The sequence below is a fragment of the Pelagibacterium mangrovi genome, from assembly GCF_036662815.1.
Lineage (GTDB): Bacteria > Pseudomonadota > Alphaproteobacteria > Rhizobiales > Devosiaceae > Pelagibacterium > Pelagibacterium mangrovi.
In genome coordinates, this window is record NZ_JBAFXA010000001.1 from 397,429 (window position 1) to 413,319 (window position 15,891).

13 protein-coding genes are annotated in these 15,891 nt (G+C 63.0%); 7 read left to right on the plus strand and 6 right to left on the minus strand.

The features are described from left to right. Positions 1 to 30 precede the first annotated feature (30 nt). From V4T21_RS01925 to V4T21_RS01940, 4 genes are all read left to right on the plus strand, one after another. Positions 31 to 549, plus strand: coding sequence for a tripartite tricarboxylate transporter TctB family protein (locus V4T21_RS01925; RefSeq protein WP_332712261.1), 519 nt, complete (start codon positions 31 to 33; stop codon positions 547 to 549). Positions 550 to 558: 9 nt separating this feature from the next. Beyond that, positions 559 to 2,091: a tripartite tricarboxylate transporter permease gene (locus tag V4T21_RS01930; RefSeq protein ID WP_332712263.1), complete on the plus strand. Its 1,533-nt coding sequence runs from the start codon at positions 559 to 561 to the stop codon at positions 2,089 to 2,091. 45 nt (positions 2,092 to 2,136) lie between these two features. Beyond that, positions 2,137 to 2,559, plus strand: a complete 423-nt coding sequence (locus V4T21_RS01935) for a c-type cytochrome (protein WP_332712266.1) — start codon at positions 2,137 to 2,139, stop codon at positions 2,557 to 2,559. A 61-nt stretch (positions 2,560 to 2,620) separates the two neighbouring features. Next, complete coding sequence (locus V4T21_RS01940; RefSeq protein ID WP_332712268.1) at positions 2,621 to 4,954, plus strand: DUF7133 domain-containing protein; 2,334 nt, start codon at positions 2,621 to 2,623, stop codon at positions 4,952 to 4,954. 174 nt (positions 4,955 to 5,128) lie between these two features. On the opposite strand, the gene uxaC is transcribed toward V4T21_RS01940, so the two are convergent. From uxaC to uxuA, 3 genes are read right to left on the minus strand one after another with little or no spacing between them, the layout of a single operon-like run. Beyond that, positions 5,129 to 6,535 (minus strand): glucuronate isomerase, encoded by a 1,407-nt coding sequence (gene uxaC / locus V4T21_RS01945; protein WP_332712271.1) that lies wholly within the window; start codon positions 6,533 to 6,535, stop codon positions 5,129 to 5,131. A 43-nt stretch (positions 6,536 to 6,578) separates the two neighbouring features. After that, the gene (locus V4T21_RS01950) at positions 6,579 to 8,051 is read right to left on the minus strand and encodes a mannitol dehydrogenase family protein (protein WP_332712274.1); all 1,473 of its coding nucleotides are present in this window, start codon (positions 8,049 to 8,051) and stop codon (positions 6,579 to 6,581) included. A gap of 49 nt (positions 8,052 to 8,100) precedes the next feature. Next, complete coding sequence (uxuA, locus tag V4T21_RS01955) at positions 8,101 to 9,294, minus strand: mannonate dehydratase (RefSeq protein WP_332712700.1); 1,194 nt, start codon at positions 9,292 to 9,294, stop codon at positions 8,101 to 8,103. A gap of 156 nt (positions 9,295 to 9,450) precedes the next feature. Between uxuA and V4T21_RS01960 the strand changes: the two genes are divergently transcribed. Further along, positions 9,451 to 10,485 (plus strand): Gfo/Idh/MocA family protein, encoded by a 1,035-nt coding sequence (locus V4T21_RS01960; RefSeq protein ID WP_332712277.1) that lies wholly within the window; start codon positions 9,451 to 9,453, stop codon positions 10,483 to 10,485. After that, on the plus strand, positions 10,478 to 11,497 hold the full coding sequence (locus V4T21_RS01965) for a Gfo/Idh/MocA family protein (protein WP_332712280.1): 1,020 nt from the start codon (positions 10,478 to 10,480) through the stop codon (positions 11,495 to 11,497). The genes V4T21_RS01960 and V4T21_RS01965 overlap by 8 nt, the downstream gene beginning before the upstream one ends. Positions 11,498 to 11,512: 15 nt before the next feature. On the opposite strand, the gene V4T21_RS01970 is transcribed toward V4T21_RS01965, so the two are convergent. Continuing rightward, on the minus strand, positions 11,513 to 11,701 hold the full coding sequence (locus tag V4T21_RS01970) for a DUF3008 family protein (protein WP_332712283.1): 189 nt from the start codon (positions 11,699 to 11,701) through the stop codon (positions 11,513 to 11,515). A gap of 192 nt (positions 11,702 to 11,893) precedes the next feature. Here V4T21_RS01970 and amaB point away from each other — a divergent pair, with 192 nt between their 5' ends. Next, entirely contained in the window at positions 11,894 to 13,387 is a 1,494-nt protein-coding gene (gene amaB, locus V4T21_RS01975; RefSeq protein ID WP_332712286.1) for an L-piperidine-6-carboxylate dehydrogenase, read from the plus strand. Positions 13,388 to 13,511: 124 nt separating this feature from the next. On the opposite strand, the gene V4T21_RS01980 is transcribed toward amaB, so the two are convergent. Next, positions 13,512 to 13,916, minus strand: coding sequence for a MerR family transcriptional regulator (locus tag V4T21_RS01980; protein WP_332712289.1), 405 nt, complete (start codon positions 13,914 to 13,916; stop codon positions 13,512 to 13,514). A 4-nt stretch (positions 13,917 to 13,920) separates the two neighbouring features. Continuing rightward, on the minus strand, positions 13,921 to 15,633 hold the full coding sequence (locus V4T21_RS01985) for a long-chain-fatty-acid--CoA ligase (protein WP_332712291.1): 1,713 nt from the start codon (positions 15,631 to 15,633) through the stop codon (positions 13,921 to 13,923). Between the last annotated feature and the right edge of the window lie 258 nt (positions 15,634 to 15,891).

Genomic DNA, 15,891 nt, shown 5'->3' on the forward strand with positions numbered 1-15,891 from the left:
CCCCGGCCCACATCTTCCAGAGGAAGCATTATGGAAACCGAAACGGGTGAGCAGGGCGTAAGGGCCCGGGCTGACCTGGTGACTGCCGTCATTCTGGTCGTTATCGGTCTGTTCGTCTTCTACCACTCCTACACAATGCCGCGTCTCGAAGCGCGCGGCGTCCATCCCAGTACGATCCCCGGCCTCGTGCCGATGGTCCTGGGTTTCGCGCTGGCCGTGCTGGGCGCGCTGCTGGGCCTTAACGCCTGGCGTGCCAGGGCCGGAAGCTGGCGGGACCTGTTCCTTCTTTTTGGCACCATGCAGGTCGCGCGCGTCATCGCCGGGCTGGCGCTGATCTTTATTTTCACTCTCGTTCTCGTGGGTTGGCTGCCCTTCTGGGCCTCGGCCATGGTCTTCATCTTTGCGTTCATAGTCACCATGGAAGTGGTGCTCACGCGGGAACCGGTGCCGCTCGTGCGGTCCGTATTCTGGGGGCTGGCGACAGCGGTGGTCTGCGGAGGTGGCATCTACTACCTCTTCGCGCAGATCTTCCTCGTCCGCCTGCCATAGGAATCGTCAATGTTTGATGGATTGATATTGCTGGCGCAGGGGATCGGGTTTTTCCTGACGCCGGAAGGATTGTTCAACGTCGCCTGGGCCACCCTTCTGGGGCTGGCCATCGGGCTTCTGCCCGGCTTGACCGCGACGATGGGCGTCGCGCTGCTCGTTACGCTCACCTACAAGATGGCGCCCGAGCAGGCCATCCTCACTCTGATGTGCGTCTATCTGGGTGCAATTTACGGCGGCAGCCGCACGGCGATCCTGCTCAACATTCCCGGTACGCCGGCCAATGCCGCCGCGACGCTCGATGGACACCCCCTGGCGCTTCAAGGCAAGGCGGGGCTGGCCATGGGGCTGGCGACCAGTGCCTCGACGCTGGGCACCATAGTCGGCATCTTCTTTCTGGGACTGATCGGTCCGCTTCTGTCGGAAGTGGCGCTTCGGTTCGGCTCCTATGAATTTTTCTGGCTCGCGCTGTTCGGCGTGATCATTTCCGGCCAGATGAGCGGAAGCGATACGCCCCTCAAGGGTTATATCGCGGGTATCATCGGCCTACTGGTCGCCATGATCGGCATGGAGAGCCTGCACGCCTACCAGCGGTTCACATTCGGTATTCCGCAATTGTCGGCCGGCATCGATATCATCCCGGCCATGGTCGGCGCGTTCGGGCTGGCCGAGATTCTGAGCCAGATCAAGAGCCGCAGCAAGGCGCGCGTCGCCTCGGTCAACGACCGGGTCGTGCCCCGGCTCAAGGAGATCTTCGTCCACTGGCGCACGATCATTCGTTCGGGGATCATCGGAACCTTCGTCGGCATTATCCCCGGCGTGGGCGAGGACGTGGGTGCGTGGAGCTCCTACGCGGCCGCCAAGCGGCTCTCGAAGAAGCCCGAGGAATACGGCAAGGGCAGCCAGGAAGGCCTCATCGCAGCCGAGACCGGCGACAATGCCGTCGTGTCGGCCGCCATGATCCCCACCCTGACCCTGGCGCTACCGGGTTCGGCCGCTGCTGCCGTGCTGATTGCGGCGATGTACATCCACGGCATCCGCCCCGGGCCGATGCTGATGATCGAAAACGCGGCCTTCCTCTATCAGGTCATCGGCATGTTGCTTCTGGCGACCTTTGCCAACCTCATCTTCGGGCTGTCGCTCACCAAGGTCTTCATCCGGATCGTGACGGTCCCCCAGGAGCGGTTAATGGCGGTCATCGCCGTGCTGTGCGTGGTCGGTTCGTTCGCCGTCACCCAGCGCATGTTCGATGTCTATGTCATGCTCGCCTTCGGCGTCATAGGTTTCCTGCTGCGGGAGATGAAATACCCCATGGCGCCGCTCGTCCTGGGCATCGTGCTGGGCGATCTGCTCGATCTCAACCTGCGTCGCGGCCTTGGCCTCACCAATGGGGATTGGACGCCGTTCTTCACCCGGCCGATCAGCGCCGTGCTGTGTGCGATCGTCGTCCTCACCATCCTGATGAGCATTCCCGCCGTCTCGCGGAAGATGAAGAACCTGTTTGCCGGTCTCTCTTCGGCCCGCTCGGGAACGGCCGAGCGCTAGCAATCCACGCGGGCCGTATGGTCCGCAGTACTCCAGGAGTAAACAATGAAATACGCGATCAAACTGTCTCCCCTTGCGATCGCCATCGGCCTTGGACTCTTCGCGGCCGGCGGCGTGTCGGCTCAGGATGGTGCGAGCGAACTGAGCCCGATCACCTTCACCGCCGCCCAGGCGATCGGCGGCGGCGCCAACTACCAGCGCTCTTGCGCTGCATGCCACGGCGCCGAACTGGAAGGCTTTTCGGCTCCCCAGCTTTCGGGCGCGAACTTTTCGTGGCTCGACCGGCCCGTGTCGGAATTCCACGGCTATATCCAGGACCTGATGCCGGCCGATGCGCCCGGCTCGCTCTCCGACGCGCAGGTCTCCACGATCATCGCCTTCATCGCCCAGAGCAACGGCATGCAGGCTGGTGACGTCGCGCTGCCCACCGATCCAGCCGAGCTCGAAACCATCCGGTTCGGACAGTAGCGACACCATGTTTATTGGCACGATTGGCGATCTCGGTCGCAATCATGAGGAGGAGCAGACTATGACCACCAGGAAAAGAAACCACGGGAACGTGCTGGCGCTCACCGCGCTGACATGCGCCCTGATGACCGGGACGGCGCTCGCGCAGTCCGAACAGGTCTGGCCGCCCGAGTTCCAGCCCCTGCCGGACAATTTCGGCTATATGGAGCCCCAGGACTCGCTGGAAACCTTCACCCTGCCTCCCGGCTACTCCATCGATCTGGTGGCCTCCGAGCCGCTGCTCGGTGACGGCATTGTCATGCAGTGGGACTATCAGGGCCGCCTCTGGGTCGTCGAGACGACCTTCATGCTCAACCTTGAAGATCTCACGGCGGCGACACCATCGAGCTCGGTGGTCATCCTCGAGGATACCGATGGCGACGGCGTCATGGACGACCGCAAGGTGTTCGCCGACGAACTGATCCTGCCGCGTTCGCTGCTGATCCTGGAGCCGGGCAAGGTTCTGCTGGGTGAATCGCCCAATATCTGGCTGCTCGAAGATACCGACGGCGACGATGTTGCCGACAGCAAGACGCCGATCACCGAAGGCAATTATGGCGCCCTGGGCGGCTCGATCGAGCACAACCCCAACGGCATGTTCTGGAACATCGACAACCGTATCTACAACGCCTACCTCGACGAGGTTTACGAGTGGAACGGCGAGGGCTTCGATGTCGCGCGCGGCATCTCCATCTCGCAATGGGGTGTTGCCGCCGACGACCAGGGCCGCATCCTGCGCCAGGGCAACTCCGCCGCACCCTCGATGAGCTACGTTCCCGATCATTATTATGGCCGCAGCACCGTGTTCACGCGCAACCGCGGCAATCATGAGTGGATCGGCGGTCCGAGCCGCGACGCCAACCGCGTCTGGCCCATCCGCCCCACCCCGGGCATCAACCGCGGCTATGTCGATGGCGTTCTCGACGAGAACGGCGCGATGATGGAGCTGACCTCGGCCGGCGGCCTGGCCGTGCACCGTGGCACCGCCCTTCAGGGCAGCGACTATGGCAATGTGTTCGTGCCCGAACCCGCGGCCCAGCTCGTCACCATGAGCACGCTTCAGGACAGCGGCGCGGGCATCTACCTGCGCAAAGCCTATGAGCGTGGTGATTTCCTCACCTCCACCGAAGAGCGTTTCCGCCCGGTTTACACCATGACCGGTCCCGACGGCGCGCTCTATGTGCTCGATCTCTACCACGGCATCATTCAGGACGCCGTGTTCCTCACCAACTACCTCAAGAATTGGGTCGACGAGCACGATCTTGGCGACACCCACGGTGCCAACGGCCGTATTTACCGGGTAAGCCACGAAGACGGCACTGCGTCCGAAGCCGTCGATCTCACCCAGTCCTCGCCCGAGGAACTGGTGGGCCTGCTCGAGAATGAAAACGGCTGGTATCGCGATCACGCACAGCGTCTGATCGTGGTGCAGCAGCAGGCCGACGCCGTTCCGGCGCTGACCGAGCTGTTCAACTCCGATGCCGACGACGTCGCCCGCCTCCACGCCCTGTGGACACTCGATGGTCTCGATGCGGTCGATCCCGAACTGGTCATCGCCGCGCTCGGCGATGCCAACCGGGATATCAAGGCAGCCGCCCTGCGGATTTCCGAAGGTTTCCTCAGCGAAGGAAACGCGGAAGTCGTGGAAGCTGTCCTGGGCCTTATCGGTAACACCGCCAATGATTGGCAGGTTCAGTACCAGCTCGCCGCTTCGGTCGGTGAATTGGACGATGCCAACCGTCTCGATGCGATCATCGACGTCATCGATATGTACGGCGCCGACTATATCGCCCTCGATGCCGCGCTGAGCGGTGTCCGTGACGAAGAGGTCATCGATCTGCTCCACGCTCTGTTCGCGCTGGAAAACGGTAGCGCTGGCGTTCGTAACGCCATCACGACCGTGACCTCGGGACTTGCCCGTGTCGGTTCGGCCGACGACGTCACCGATATGCTTTCGGCGATTGGTGCGTCCGAGCGTCCGGCCTGGCAGCGTGAAGCGGCCCTTCTGGGTCTCGAAGTTGTGCTCGCCGGCGTTGCCGATCCTGGTCTTGCCCCTGCGCTGCCGCGCAGCCAGGCCGGTTCCTGGACGGTTGGCGATCTTGGCGAGCGTGCGTTTGCCGATTTCAACGCGGAAGTGAACGCAGCCGATGCCGAGGCGGCCGAACAGCTTGCCGAACAGCGGGCTGCCAATGCTCCGCAGCGCGAAGAATCGGCAATGACCGAGATCGACGGCATCCCGATGCTGGCCCTGGAAGAAGCCCCCGAAGACTTCCTTGCCCTGGGCGAGGATGAAGCGGTGGCCGGTCGCATCGCAGGCGTTACCGCGCTGATGACCTGGCCCGGCAAGGACCAGTAACGTCCAAAACTGCACGAGATGGAAAGAGGGGCTTCGGCCCCTCTTTTTTGTTGCGCGGTCCGCGCGGCTTTTCGAGGCGCCAGCCCGGTTCGTTTCGGCGGTGTATAAATGATTGAGCCGGCCCGAAGCTATCGGGCCGGCTCAATCGCAATCATCGTATTGGTTTTCGGTCTCTTAGAGCCGATAGGCCTTCTTGGCCAATCCATAGGACAGCTCTTGGATCAGCCCCGCCGCCTCGTCTTCCCGAATGCGGTGGTCGGCGACCAGACGCGCGAGGAATGCGGAATCGACGCGGCGGGCGATGTCGTGCCGGGCCGGGATCGAGGGGAAGGCGCGGGTGTCGTCGTTGAACCCGACGCTGTTGTAAAAGCCCGCCGTCTCGGTGGTCAGCTCGCGATAGCGCCGCATGCCTTCCGGGCTGTCGTGGAACCACCATGCCGGCCCGAGCTTGAGCGCCGGATAGACGCCGGCCAGCGGCGCCAGTTCGCGCGAATAGGCCGATTCATCGAGCGTAAAGATGATGAAGGTGAGCCGTGGGTCCAGTCCCACCGCCGAGAGCAGGGGCTGCAGCGCCCCGACATAATCGGTGCGCGAGGGGATATCGAACCCCTTGTCGCGTCCGAAACGCCCGAAGATTGCGGAGGAATGGTTGCGGAAGGAGCCTGGATGGAGCTGCATCACCAGCCCGTCGTCGAGGCTCATCTTGGCCATTTCGGTCAGCATCTGCGCCCTGAACAGCCGGTGGTCCTCGGCGTTCGCCTTGCCGGCGCGCACGCGGTCGAACAAATCGCCCGCCGCGTCGTCGGAAAGATTGGCCGTATCGGCGGTCGGGTGTCCGTGGTCGGACGCCGTGGCGCCGCGCTGCTTGAAGAAGGCCCGGCGCTTGCGATGGGCGTCGAGATAGCCCTGCCAGCGTCCGGTGTCGCAATCGGTGAGGTCCCCGAATGCGTCGAGATTGGCGGCAAAGCCTTCGAAATCGGGGTCGATCACCGCGTCGGGACGATAGGTGGTGACGACTCGTCCCTGCCAACCGCTCGCCTTGATTTCATCGTGCCATCGCAGGTCGTCGAGCGCCCCTTCGGTGGTGGCGATGACCTCGATGCCGAAGCGCTCGAAAAGCGCGCGCGGCTTGTAATCGTCTTGCGCCAGCCGTTCGGCGATGCGGTCGTAATAGGCGTCGGCGTTCTTGAGGCCCAGCGGTTTGTGAAGGTCGAACAGGGTCTCGAACGTATGGTCGAGCCACATGCGCGTCGGCGTGCCGGCGAACAGATGATAGTGTTCGGCAAAGCGCCGCCAGATGGCGCGCGGATCGGTTTCCACCGGTTCGCCGCTCAGCGTGGCGATGCCGATATCCTCGAGCCGGACGCCCTGGCTGAACAGCATCCGGAACACATAATGGTCCGGAACGACGAGCAGTTCGGCGGGATTGGCGAAATTCTCGTTGCGGGCGTACCAGCGCGGATCGGTATGGCCGTGCGGGCTCACGATAGGCAGGTGGCTGACGCTCTCGAACAGGTTCCGCGCGATGTCGCGCTCGATGGGATTGGCCGAAAAAAGCCGGTCAGGGTGCAGCAACGACATGGAACCTCCTTGATTTGAGCCGGGGCCATTCGCCCCGGTAAAATTAGCTCCCCGCCCGCGCGAGCGCCGCCGTGATGGCCGGCTCGACACCTTCGGCTTCGAGCAGCGCGACGTGGCGCTCCACGGGCTCGCGCACAAGCGCGACGTCCGCCAGGTCCTCACCGAAGATTTCGGTGATCGAAAAGATCGCGGCGACGAGACTCGCAATGTCGGTGCTGCCGCGCACCGCCTGCTGCAACCGTTCGGCAAGGGGATCGCTCAGCGTTTCCTCGTTGCGAACCGTGCGGGCAAGATAAGCGATCCACCCGGCGAGGGTGAGGCAAAGCAATTCGATCGATTGCCCGTTCTCCAGCCGCTCGCGGATCGGCATCAAGATGCGCTGGGGCAGCTTCTGGCTGCCATCCATGGCGATCTGCGCGCAACGATGCTGCAGCGCGGGGTTGGAAAACCGCTTAAGCAGCCTGTCGCGATAGTCTTCCAGATCAATGCCCGGCACATCCAGCGTCGGGATCACTTCCTGGCTCATCAGCGCGAACAGCAGGCTGCGGATCGTATCGTTCTCCACCGACGTCGAAACGAAATCATAGCCCGCGAGCTGGCCCAGATAGGCAATTGTCGAATGGGAGCCATTGAGCATGCGCAGCTTCATGAGCTCGAAAGGTTCGACATCGGCCACAAGCTGCACGCCGGCCGATGCCAGATCGGGGCGCCCGGCGGCGAAATCGTCCTCGACCACCCATTGGCTGAACGGTTCGGTGATCACCGGCCAGGCATCTTCGAACCCCAGAATCTCGCCGACATCGTCCTTGTCGCTTGCCGAAAGTGCCGGCACGATCCTGTCGACCATGGTGGAGGGAAAACTGACATTGGCCTCGATCCAGTCGGCCAGCGAGGCGTTCCAGAGCCGGGCGAATTCGAGAACCGTCCGGCGGGCGATCTGCCCATTGCCCTGCAGATTGTCGCAACTGAGAACCGTCACTCCCGGACGCCCATGCGCGCGCCGACGCTCGAGCGCGGCGACGATGATGCCGGGCACGCTGCGGGGCTGGTTGGGGTGGGAGAGATCGTGGATGATGTCGGGGTGGTGGGCCAAAAGATGTCCGCTGGCGGAGTCGTGGCAATAGCCCTTTTCGGTCACTGTCAGCGAAAAGATGCGGATCGCCGGATCGGCCATGCGCGTGATCAGCGGCTGGGTGTCCTGGGAGGCGTCGAGGATATCGATCACCGACCCGACCACCCGCGTCTGCGCGCCCTCGGCATCCCTGGCTGTCACCGAATAGAGGTAGTCCTGCGGCGCCAGAGCGGCCTTGGTGTCGGGCCGCCGCACGCTCGCCCCGACAATGCCCCAGCTCGGATCGGTCGCCAGCATGTCGTCGATATAGACCGCCATATGGCCGCGATGGAACGCGCCGATCCCGATATGGACGATGCCCGCCGTTACGCTTTGCCTATCATAGGCGGGGATTGCGACAGCCGGCGCGAGGCCGGTCAGCCGGGCGGAATTGAGACGCTGCATCGTGGACCTCATGGCTGTCGCTGGCGACAAATCGATTGCTCCGGATTGCTTATGCCAAAGCGTGCATCACGCCGCGCAGTTCGGCCAGCCCCTTGAGCCGTCCGACTGCCGGATAGCCGGCACGCGCGCCGCGCGCGGCATCGTCAAGCAGGTCGTGGCCGTGGTCGGGGCGCATGGGAATCTGCCAATCGCCCCGGCCTTCGGCAACGCGCCGATCCTGCTCGCGCAGAAGCGCGTTGACCACGGCAACCATGTCGATATCGCCACCCAGATGGTCGTCCTCGAGAAAGCCCGTGGGCGTGCCCTCGTGATAGCGGGTCACGTTGCGCAGATGCGTAAAGAAGATTTTCGAACCCAGCCGCTCGACCATGCCGGGCAAATCATTGTCGCCACGCGAACCGAGCGAGCCCGTGCAGAAGGTGATGCCGTTGGCGGGGCTGTCGACGGCTTCGACCAGCTTGCGATAGTCGTCCTCGGTCGAAGCGACCTTGGGCAGGCCGAGCAGCGAGAACGGGGGATCGTCCGGGTGGCAGCAAATGCGCACGCCCAGCCGTTCGGCCGTCGGCACGACCTGTTCGAGGAAATCGAAGAGATGGCGGCGGAGCTGTTCTGAATCGATGGCGCTATAGAGCGCGAGCTGGTCGCGAAGCGTATCGACAGTCCAGTTCTCGACGGCGCCGGCAAGACCGGCGACGATGGCGTCGGCCAGTTCGGCCTTTTGCTGGTCGGTCATCGCGTTGGCGCGGCGCTCGGCTTCCTTGACGATATCGGCCGGAAAATCCTCGGCGGCACCGGGGCGCGCCAGGATATGGATGTCGAAAACCGCGAAGGCCGCAAGGTCGAAACTCATCGCCGTGCCGCCATTGGGCAGCACCTGGCGATGGTTGGTTCGCGTCCAATCGAGGATCGGCATGAAATTGTAGCAGATCACCTCGAGGCCGGAGGCAGCGAGGTTTTCAAGGCTGGTATTCCAGTTGGCGATGTGCTCGCGCCAGTCGCCGGTCTGGGTCTTGATGGCCTCGGAAACCGGCAGGCTTTCCACAACTTCCCACGCAATTCCGGACGCCGAACCATCAGGGCCCACAAGGGTTTCCTGCTGGCGCTTGGTGATTTCGTCCGGCGTCCAGATGGTCCCGGGAGGGACGTGATAGAGGGACGTGACGATTCCCTCGGCCCCCGCCTGGCGCGCATCGCGCAGGGTGACCTTGTCATTGGGTCCGAACCAGCGCCAAGTCTGTCGCATCAGCCGCTTTTGCACACCATCCTCCTTCTGCCCCTCTCCGTTCAAGCGGCGGGGTTGTCTCTTATTCGCACGTAGGATACTAGGATACATATTGTACTAAAGATTGTCTGGCAAGCGCGGTTCTGCACACTATGCCGGGTAAAACAGGAGGAAGAGATGGTCGGGATCGGGATTGTCGGCGTGGGCATGGTGGCGGGCATTCACGCCCGGGCGCTTCAGGATCTCTCGGACATCGCCGAGGTCCGCGCCGTCTATGACCGGGACGAGGGTCGTCTGGGCGAATTTTGCGAGAAATGGAGCGTGCCGGCGGCCGCCAGCCTCGATGAATTGCTCGGCCATAAGGATATCGAGGTGGTGATCGTTCTCACCCCGCCCAACGCAAGGCGCGATATCGTTGCAGCCGCCGCCAAGGCCGGCAAGCACATCCTTCTCGAAAAGCCCTTGGAGCGCGACAGCGTCGCCGGCCAGGAACTCGTCGATATCGCGAGCGCCGGCGGGGTTACGCTGGGCGTCGTCTTCCAGCACCGCTTCCGGGAAGCCTCCCTCAAGCTCAAGAGCCTCATCGAGACCGGCGCGCTGGGCAAGCTCGGCATCGCGCAGGTCAATGTTCCCTGGTGGCGCCCTCAATCTTATTACGACGAGCCGGGCCGGGGCACCTATGCCCGTGACGGCGGCGGGGTGATGATCAATCAGGCGATCCACACGCTCGATCTGCTGCAGGTCTATACCGGGCCGATCAGCGAAGTTATGGCGCTGATGGGAACCTCCTCCATCCACAAGATGGAAGCGGAAGATTTCGTCGCCGCCGGCGCCCGCTTCTCCTCGGGCGCAATGGGCTCGATCGTCGCGACCACCGCCGCTTATCCCGGCGGCGCCGAAACCATCGAACTGGGGTTCGAGAACGCGGCGGTTCACTTGGGCTCGGGCGTCCTCACCGTTTCCTATCATGATGGCCGCACCGAAAGCTTCGGCGAAGAGGCGGGCACCGGCGGCGGCGCCGATCCCATGGCCTTCCCCCATGATTGGCACACCTCCGCCCAGCGCGATTTCATCGAGGCGGTCCGCGATGGCCGTCAGCCCACTGTCACCGGCGCCGAAGCCCTCAAGGTCCACCGGCTGATCGACGCGCTCACCCTTTCCTCGCGCGAAAAGCGCGCGGTCGCGCTCAGCGAGGTGGGTGCCGATGAGTAATGCCGATGTGGTGATGGGCGTGATCGGCATCGATCACCGCCATATCTATGGAATGTTGGCCGGCATGGTCGATGCCGGCGCGCGCTGCAAGGGCTGGTGGACCGAGGGCGAGCCCAAGACGCTGGCCGGCTTTGACAAGCGCTTCGGCGATCTGCCCCGCGCCGACGATTACCGGCGACTGCTCGAAGATCCCGAGATCAACCTCGTGCTGATCGCAGCCCCGCCCCAGCACCGCGCGGCGCTCGCCATCGAGGCGATGGAGCATGGCAAGGACGTCATGCTCGACAAGCCCGGCTGCATCGCGTTCTCCGAACTCGAAGCCATCAAGGCCGCCGTGGCGCGCACGGGCCGCATCTGGTCGGTGGATTTTTCAGAGCGCTTCGAAGTTCCCGCCTCCATCAAGGCGCTCGAACTTGTGAGGGCAGGGGAGATCGGCAAGATCGTCCAGACTCTCGCCGTGGGGCCGCACCGGCTCAACCGCGCCACGCGCCCTGACTGGTTTTTCGACAAATCGCTTTATGGCGGCATCCTGGGCGATATCGGCACGCACCAGATCGACCAGTTCCTGACCTTCACCGATTCCGACGACGCCGAAATCGTCTCGGCCAGTGTCGGCAATTATGCCAATCCCGACGATCCGGCCTTCCAGGATTTCGGCGAAATCCTCCTCAAGAGCGACAAGGCGCGCGGTTACGCCCGGCTCGACTGGTACACTCCCGACGCGCTGCCCAATTGGGGCGACGGGCGCCTCTTGGTCCTGGGGACCGAAGGCTATATCGAATTGCGCAAATATGTGGACGTTGAGGGCCGCCCGGGCACCGACCATCTGTTCATGGTCAACAACACCCGCTCGACTCATATCGATTGCTCGGCCGTCCCGCTCACCTATTTCCGCGATCTCGCCGCCGATGTTCTCGAACGCACCACACGGGCGCATACGTTCGAGCACGCCGCGACCGTAACGCGGCTGGCGCTTCAAGCCCAGCAGATGGCCGAGGAGGCGTCGCATTAACCGGCGATAAGGCGCTCAGGACTCCGATTTGTGCTCGGGCTTGCCCTTGCGCTTGGTCGAGGCCATCTCGTCAAGCTCTTTTTCGCTCATGGATTCGTACATCGATTTCGATGCACCCTTGAGTTCCTTGACCTTGGTGTCGCCGCGCTTGGCAGAGAGCGCGGCGCCGGCCGCCTTCTGCTGTGCTTTCGATTTTGCAGGCATGGTATTCTCCATCCGGGCCATGATGGCTCAGCAAAACAACATCGCTTCCGCCTCGCGGGTTCCTCGGGCCGATATCAGTCCCGCTCATCAAGCGATCACCAATCATCGTTTTGCCCTCGCGTGGGCTTCCTCTAGACTTGATACCAAGCAGGCCCGCAGAGGCCGGCAATCAGGAGCAAGAGGAACCCGTCCATGTCCCATGCCGATATTCTCAAGGCCGCCTTTCTCGATCCATCCGATTTGACCGGCGGCGCGCTCGCCGCGCACAGCCCGATCGATGGCGCGCTGATCGGCGAGGTGGCGACCCATGACGCAATCGAGGTCGAAGCGATGATCGCGCGGGCGCGAACCGCGTTCGCCGAATGGAAACTGGTGCCCGCGCCGCGCAGGGGGGAATTGATCCGCCTGTTCGGCGAGGAATTGCGCGCCGCCAAGGACCAATTGGGGGCGCTGGTTTCCCTCGAAGCGGGGAAAATCCTTCAGGAAGGGCTCGGCGAAGTCCAGGAAATGATCGACATCTGCGATCTTGCCGTCGGCCAGTCGCGGCAACTTTTCGGGCTAACCATCGCGTCCGAGCGTCCCGGCCATTCCATGCGCGAGACCTGGCATCCGCTGGGCGTGGTCGGCGTCATCTCGGCCTTCAATTTCCCCGTCGCGGTCTTTGCCTGGAATTTCGCTTTGGCCACGGTCTGCGGCAACACGACGATATGGAAACCCTCTGAAAAGACTCCCCTGACGGCGCTGTCGGTCAAAAGAATCTTTGAAAAGGCGCTGGCCCGGTTCGGCGATGTGCCCGCGGGCCTGTTGCAGGTGGCGATCGGCGGGGCCGATGTGGGCGAAGCGCTGACCGGGTCGAAACACGTGCCGCTCGTCTCGGCCACCGGCTCGACCCGCATGGGCCGCGCGGTGGGTCCCAGGGTCGCCGAACGGTTCGGCCGGACCATCCTCGAATTGGGCGGCAACAACGCCATGATCGTCGCCCCCTCGGCCGATCTCGACAATGCTGTCCGCGCCGTGGTCTTTTCGGCCGTCGGCACCTGCGGCCAGCGCTGCACGAGCCTGCGGCGGCTGATCGTCCATGAGGATATCCGCGACCAGCTCGTCGAGAAGCTCAAGACCGTCTATGCTAGCCTGCCCATCGGCAACCCGCTCGAAACCGGCGTGCTCGTCGGCCCCTTGATCGATGGGGGAGCGTTCGAGGCCATGCAGCATGCTCTCGACAAGGCGAAAGGGCAGGGCGGCAAGGTCACGGGCGGCGAGCGGGTCGAGGCCGTCGAGGGTGGCCATTACGTCCGCCCGGCCATCGTCGAAATGGTCGAGCAGGCCGATATCGTAAAGCACGAAACCTTCGCGCCGATCCTTTACGTGCTGACCTACAAGACCCTGGATGAGGCCATCGGGCTCCAGAACGACGTGCCCCAGGGGCTCTCGAGCTGCATATTTTCCACCGATGTGCGCGAAACCGAGACGTTCCTTTCAGCCGCCGGTTCGGATTGCGGCATCGCCAACGTCAACATCGGCCCCTCGGGCGCCGAAATCGGCGGCGCGTTCGGCGGCGAAAAGGAAACCGGCGGCGGCCGCGAAAGCGGCTCGGACGCCTGGAAAGCCTACATGCGGCGCCAGACCAACACCGTGAACTATTCCCGCGACCTGCCGCTGGCCCAAGGGATCAGGTTCGATATTTAGGGCTTCATCCGGTCAGGCCCAAATCCCCCTTCGTCGTCCTCGGGCTTGACCCGAGGACCCACGCAGCGCTTCAACGCCCTCAACGAAAGTGAGAACCGAGGGGCCGGTTCGCAACGCCAAAACCCTACCCCTCATCCCCCGCCCGCAACCTCTCGTCGGCCAGATTGCGGATTTCGCTCAACTCCTCGATCGTCGTCTCCAGATCGGTCAGTTGCGCCCGCAACAGGCCCAACCGCTCATCGACCTTGTCGATCAACAGCTTCACCTGCGCGGTCCGTGTGCCATCCGCATCGTAGAGGCTGAGATATTCGGAAATATCGCGCAGGGAAAACCCTAGCCGCTTGCCGCGCAGGATCAGGATCAGCCGCGCCCTGTCGCGGCGGCGGAACACGCGGGTCGAACCCAACCGATCCGGTTTCAAAAGCCCCTTGGTTTCATAAAACCGGATGGCGCGGGTCGATATGCCGAATTCCTTGGCAAGATCGGCGATGGCGAACAAATCGCGCTTGTCGGCATCGAGCTTGTTCAACGTTTCATCCCCCGCTCCTGACGGTCTTTTCGTAATCCTCGCGCAAATCCTTCTTGGAGAGCTTGCCGATCATGGTCTTGGGCAACTCGTCCCTGAAGATGATCTCGCGCGGCATTTCGAGCTTGGAAAGGCGCTCCTTGAGGAAGGATTTGAGTTCGTCCGCGCCCAGCGTCTCGCCTTCCTTGAGCTTGACATAGGCCACGGGCGCCTCGCCGCGATAGGTGTCCTTGACCCCGATCACATTGGCCTCGTCGATGCCCGGATGCTGGTAGATCGCATCCTCGATGGCGCGTGGATAGACGTTGAAGCCCGAACAGATGATCAGATCCTTGATCCGGTCGACAAGAAAAACATAACCGTTCTCGTCGAAATGGCCCACATCGGCGGTGCGCAGATAGCCCTCGGCCGTGAAGGCCTGTCGGCTCGCTTCCGCATTGTCGTAATAGGCCGCCATCACCTGCGGCCCCTTGACCACCAGTTCGCCGCGTTCACCATGCGGCACTTCCTTTTCCGGATCATCGAGGTTCATGAAGCGGATGTCGGTGGCGGGAATGGGCAGGCCGATCGAGCCGGGCGGTGAAGCGGAATGGAGCGCGGCGCAGGTTACCACCGGCGAGGCCTCGGTCAGCCCGTAGCCCTCGGCTAGCATGGCGTCAGATTTCTTTGCGAAGGCCTCGCGCGTTTCGCTCGAAAGACTGGCGCCGCCCGAAATGGCAAATTGCAGCGGCGCGAGGACTTCGGCGGTCACCGCCTTGTTGCCGGCCAGGGCGTGCAGCAGTGTGGGCACGGCCATCACCACATTGGGCCGTGTGCGCTTCATCAGCGCGATGAAGGCCTTCATCTCGAACCGGGGCAGCATCACCACCTGCGAACCACTGCAGAGCGGCAGGTTCATGCAGGTGGTCATCGCAAAGATATGGAAAAAGGGCAGGACGGCGACGACCTTGGTTTTGGGGTTGAACAGCCCGCACCCCCAGATTTCGAGTTGGGCCCGGTTGGCCGCGATATTGGCATGGCTGAGCATGGCCCCCTTGGGCTGGCCCGTGGTCCCGCCGGTATATTGCTGCACGGCGATATCGGATTGGGGGGCGATGGACACCGGGGAGGGCGTGCGCGCCAGCGCGATCAGCTCATCGAAGGACACCACCGATCCCTTGACCTGAGATTCCTCGGGCTTGGCGAGGTCGCGGGCCTTGAGGGTCTTATAGAGAACGCGCTTGAAGCCCGGCAGCGCATTGGGAAAATGGCCCACGACAAGCTTCTTGATCCCGCCGTTCGCCGCCAGTTTCTCGGCGCTGGCAAAGGTCACCTTGAGATCGAGGGTGATGAGGATTTCGGCGCCCGAATTGGAAATGATGTGGCTCAATTCGGAGAGCGAATAGAGAGGATTGCAGTTGACCACCGTCGCCCCGATCTTGAGCACCGCAAAATAGGCGATGACGTAATAGGGCGTATTGGGCATCAGCAGCGCCACCCGATCGCCCTTTTTTACGCCGAGTTCGGTTTGCAGCGCGCCGGCGAGGGCATTGATCCGCTCCGCGAGTTGCCGGAACGATGTCGTCGCCCCTAGAAAATCGAGCGCCGGCGCATCGCCCATCCGGGCGCAGGAGGCCAGAAGCTGCTCATGGACCGGCGTCGTGTCGATCGACGCATCCCAATCTATCCCCTCGGGATAGGATTGCGTCCAGGGGTGCTCCGCGGTGGCAGGTCTATCCATATTTCTCCTCCTCGGGGACGGCTCGTCCGATCCTTGTTTTAACCGAACAATGTCACGGCCTGACGTTAGCGTCAAACATCTCCCCCAACGTCATGCTCCATTTCCATGGCGCATTTACGGCCTCTCGAAATACCGGGGCGTGCCGGCAAAATGGAAACGAATCCGCCGGCGAGGCGTTGTAGCCTCGACCGCGACTTTTCCGCAGCGGCGCCACATGGGACGGCATGGGTATGACCTTAAAGGCATTATATTGACGTT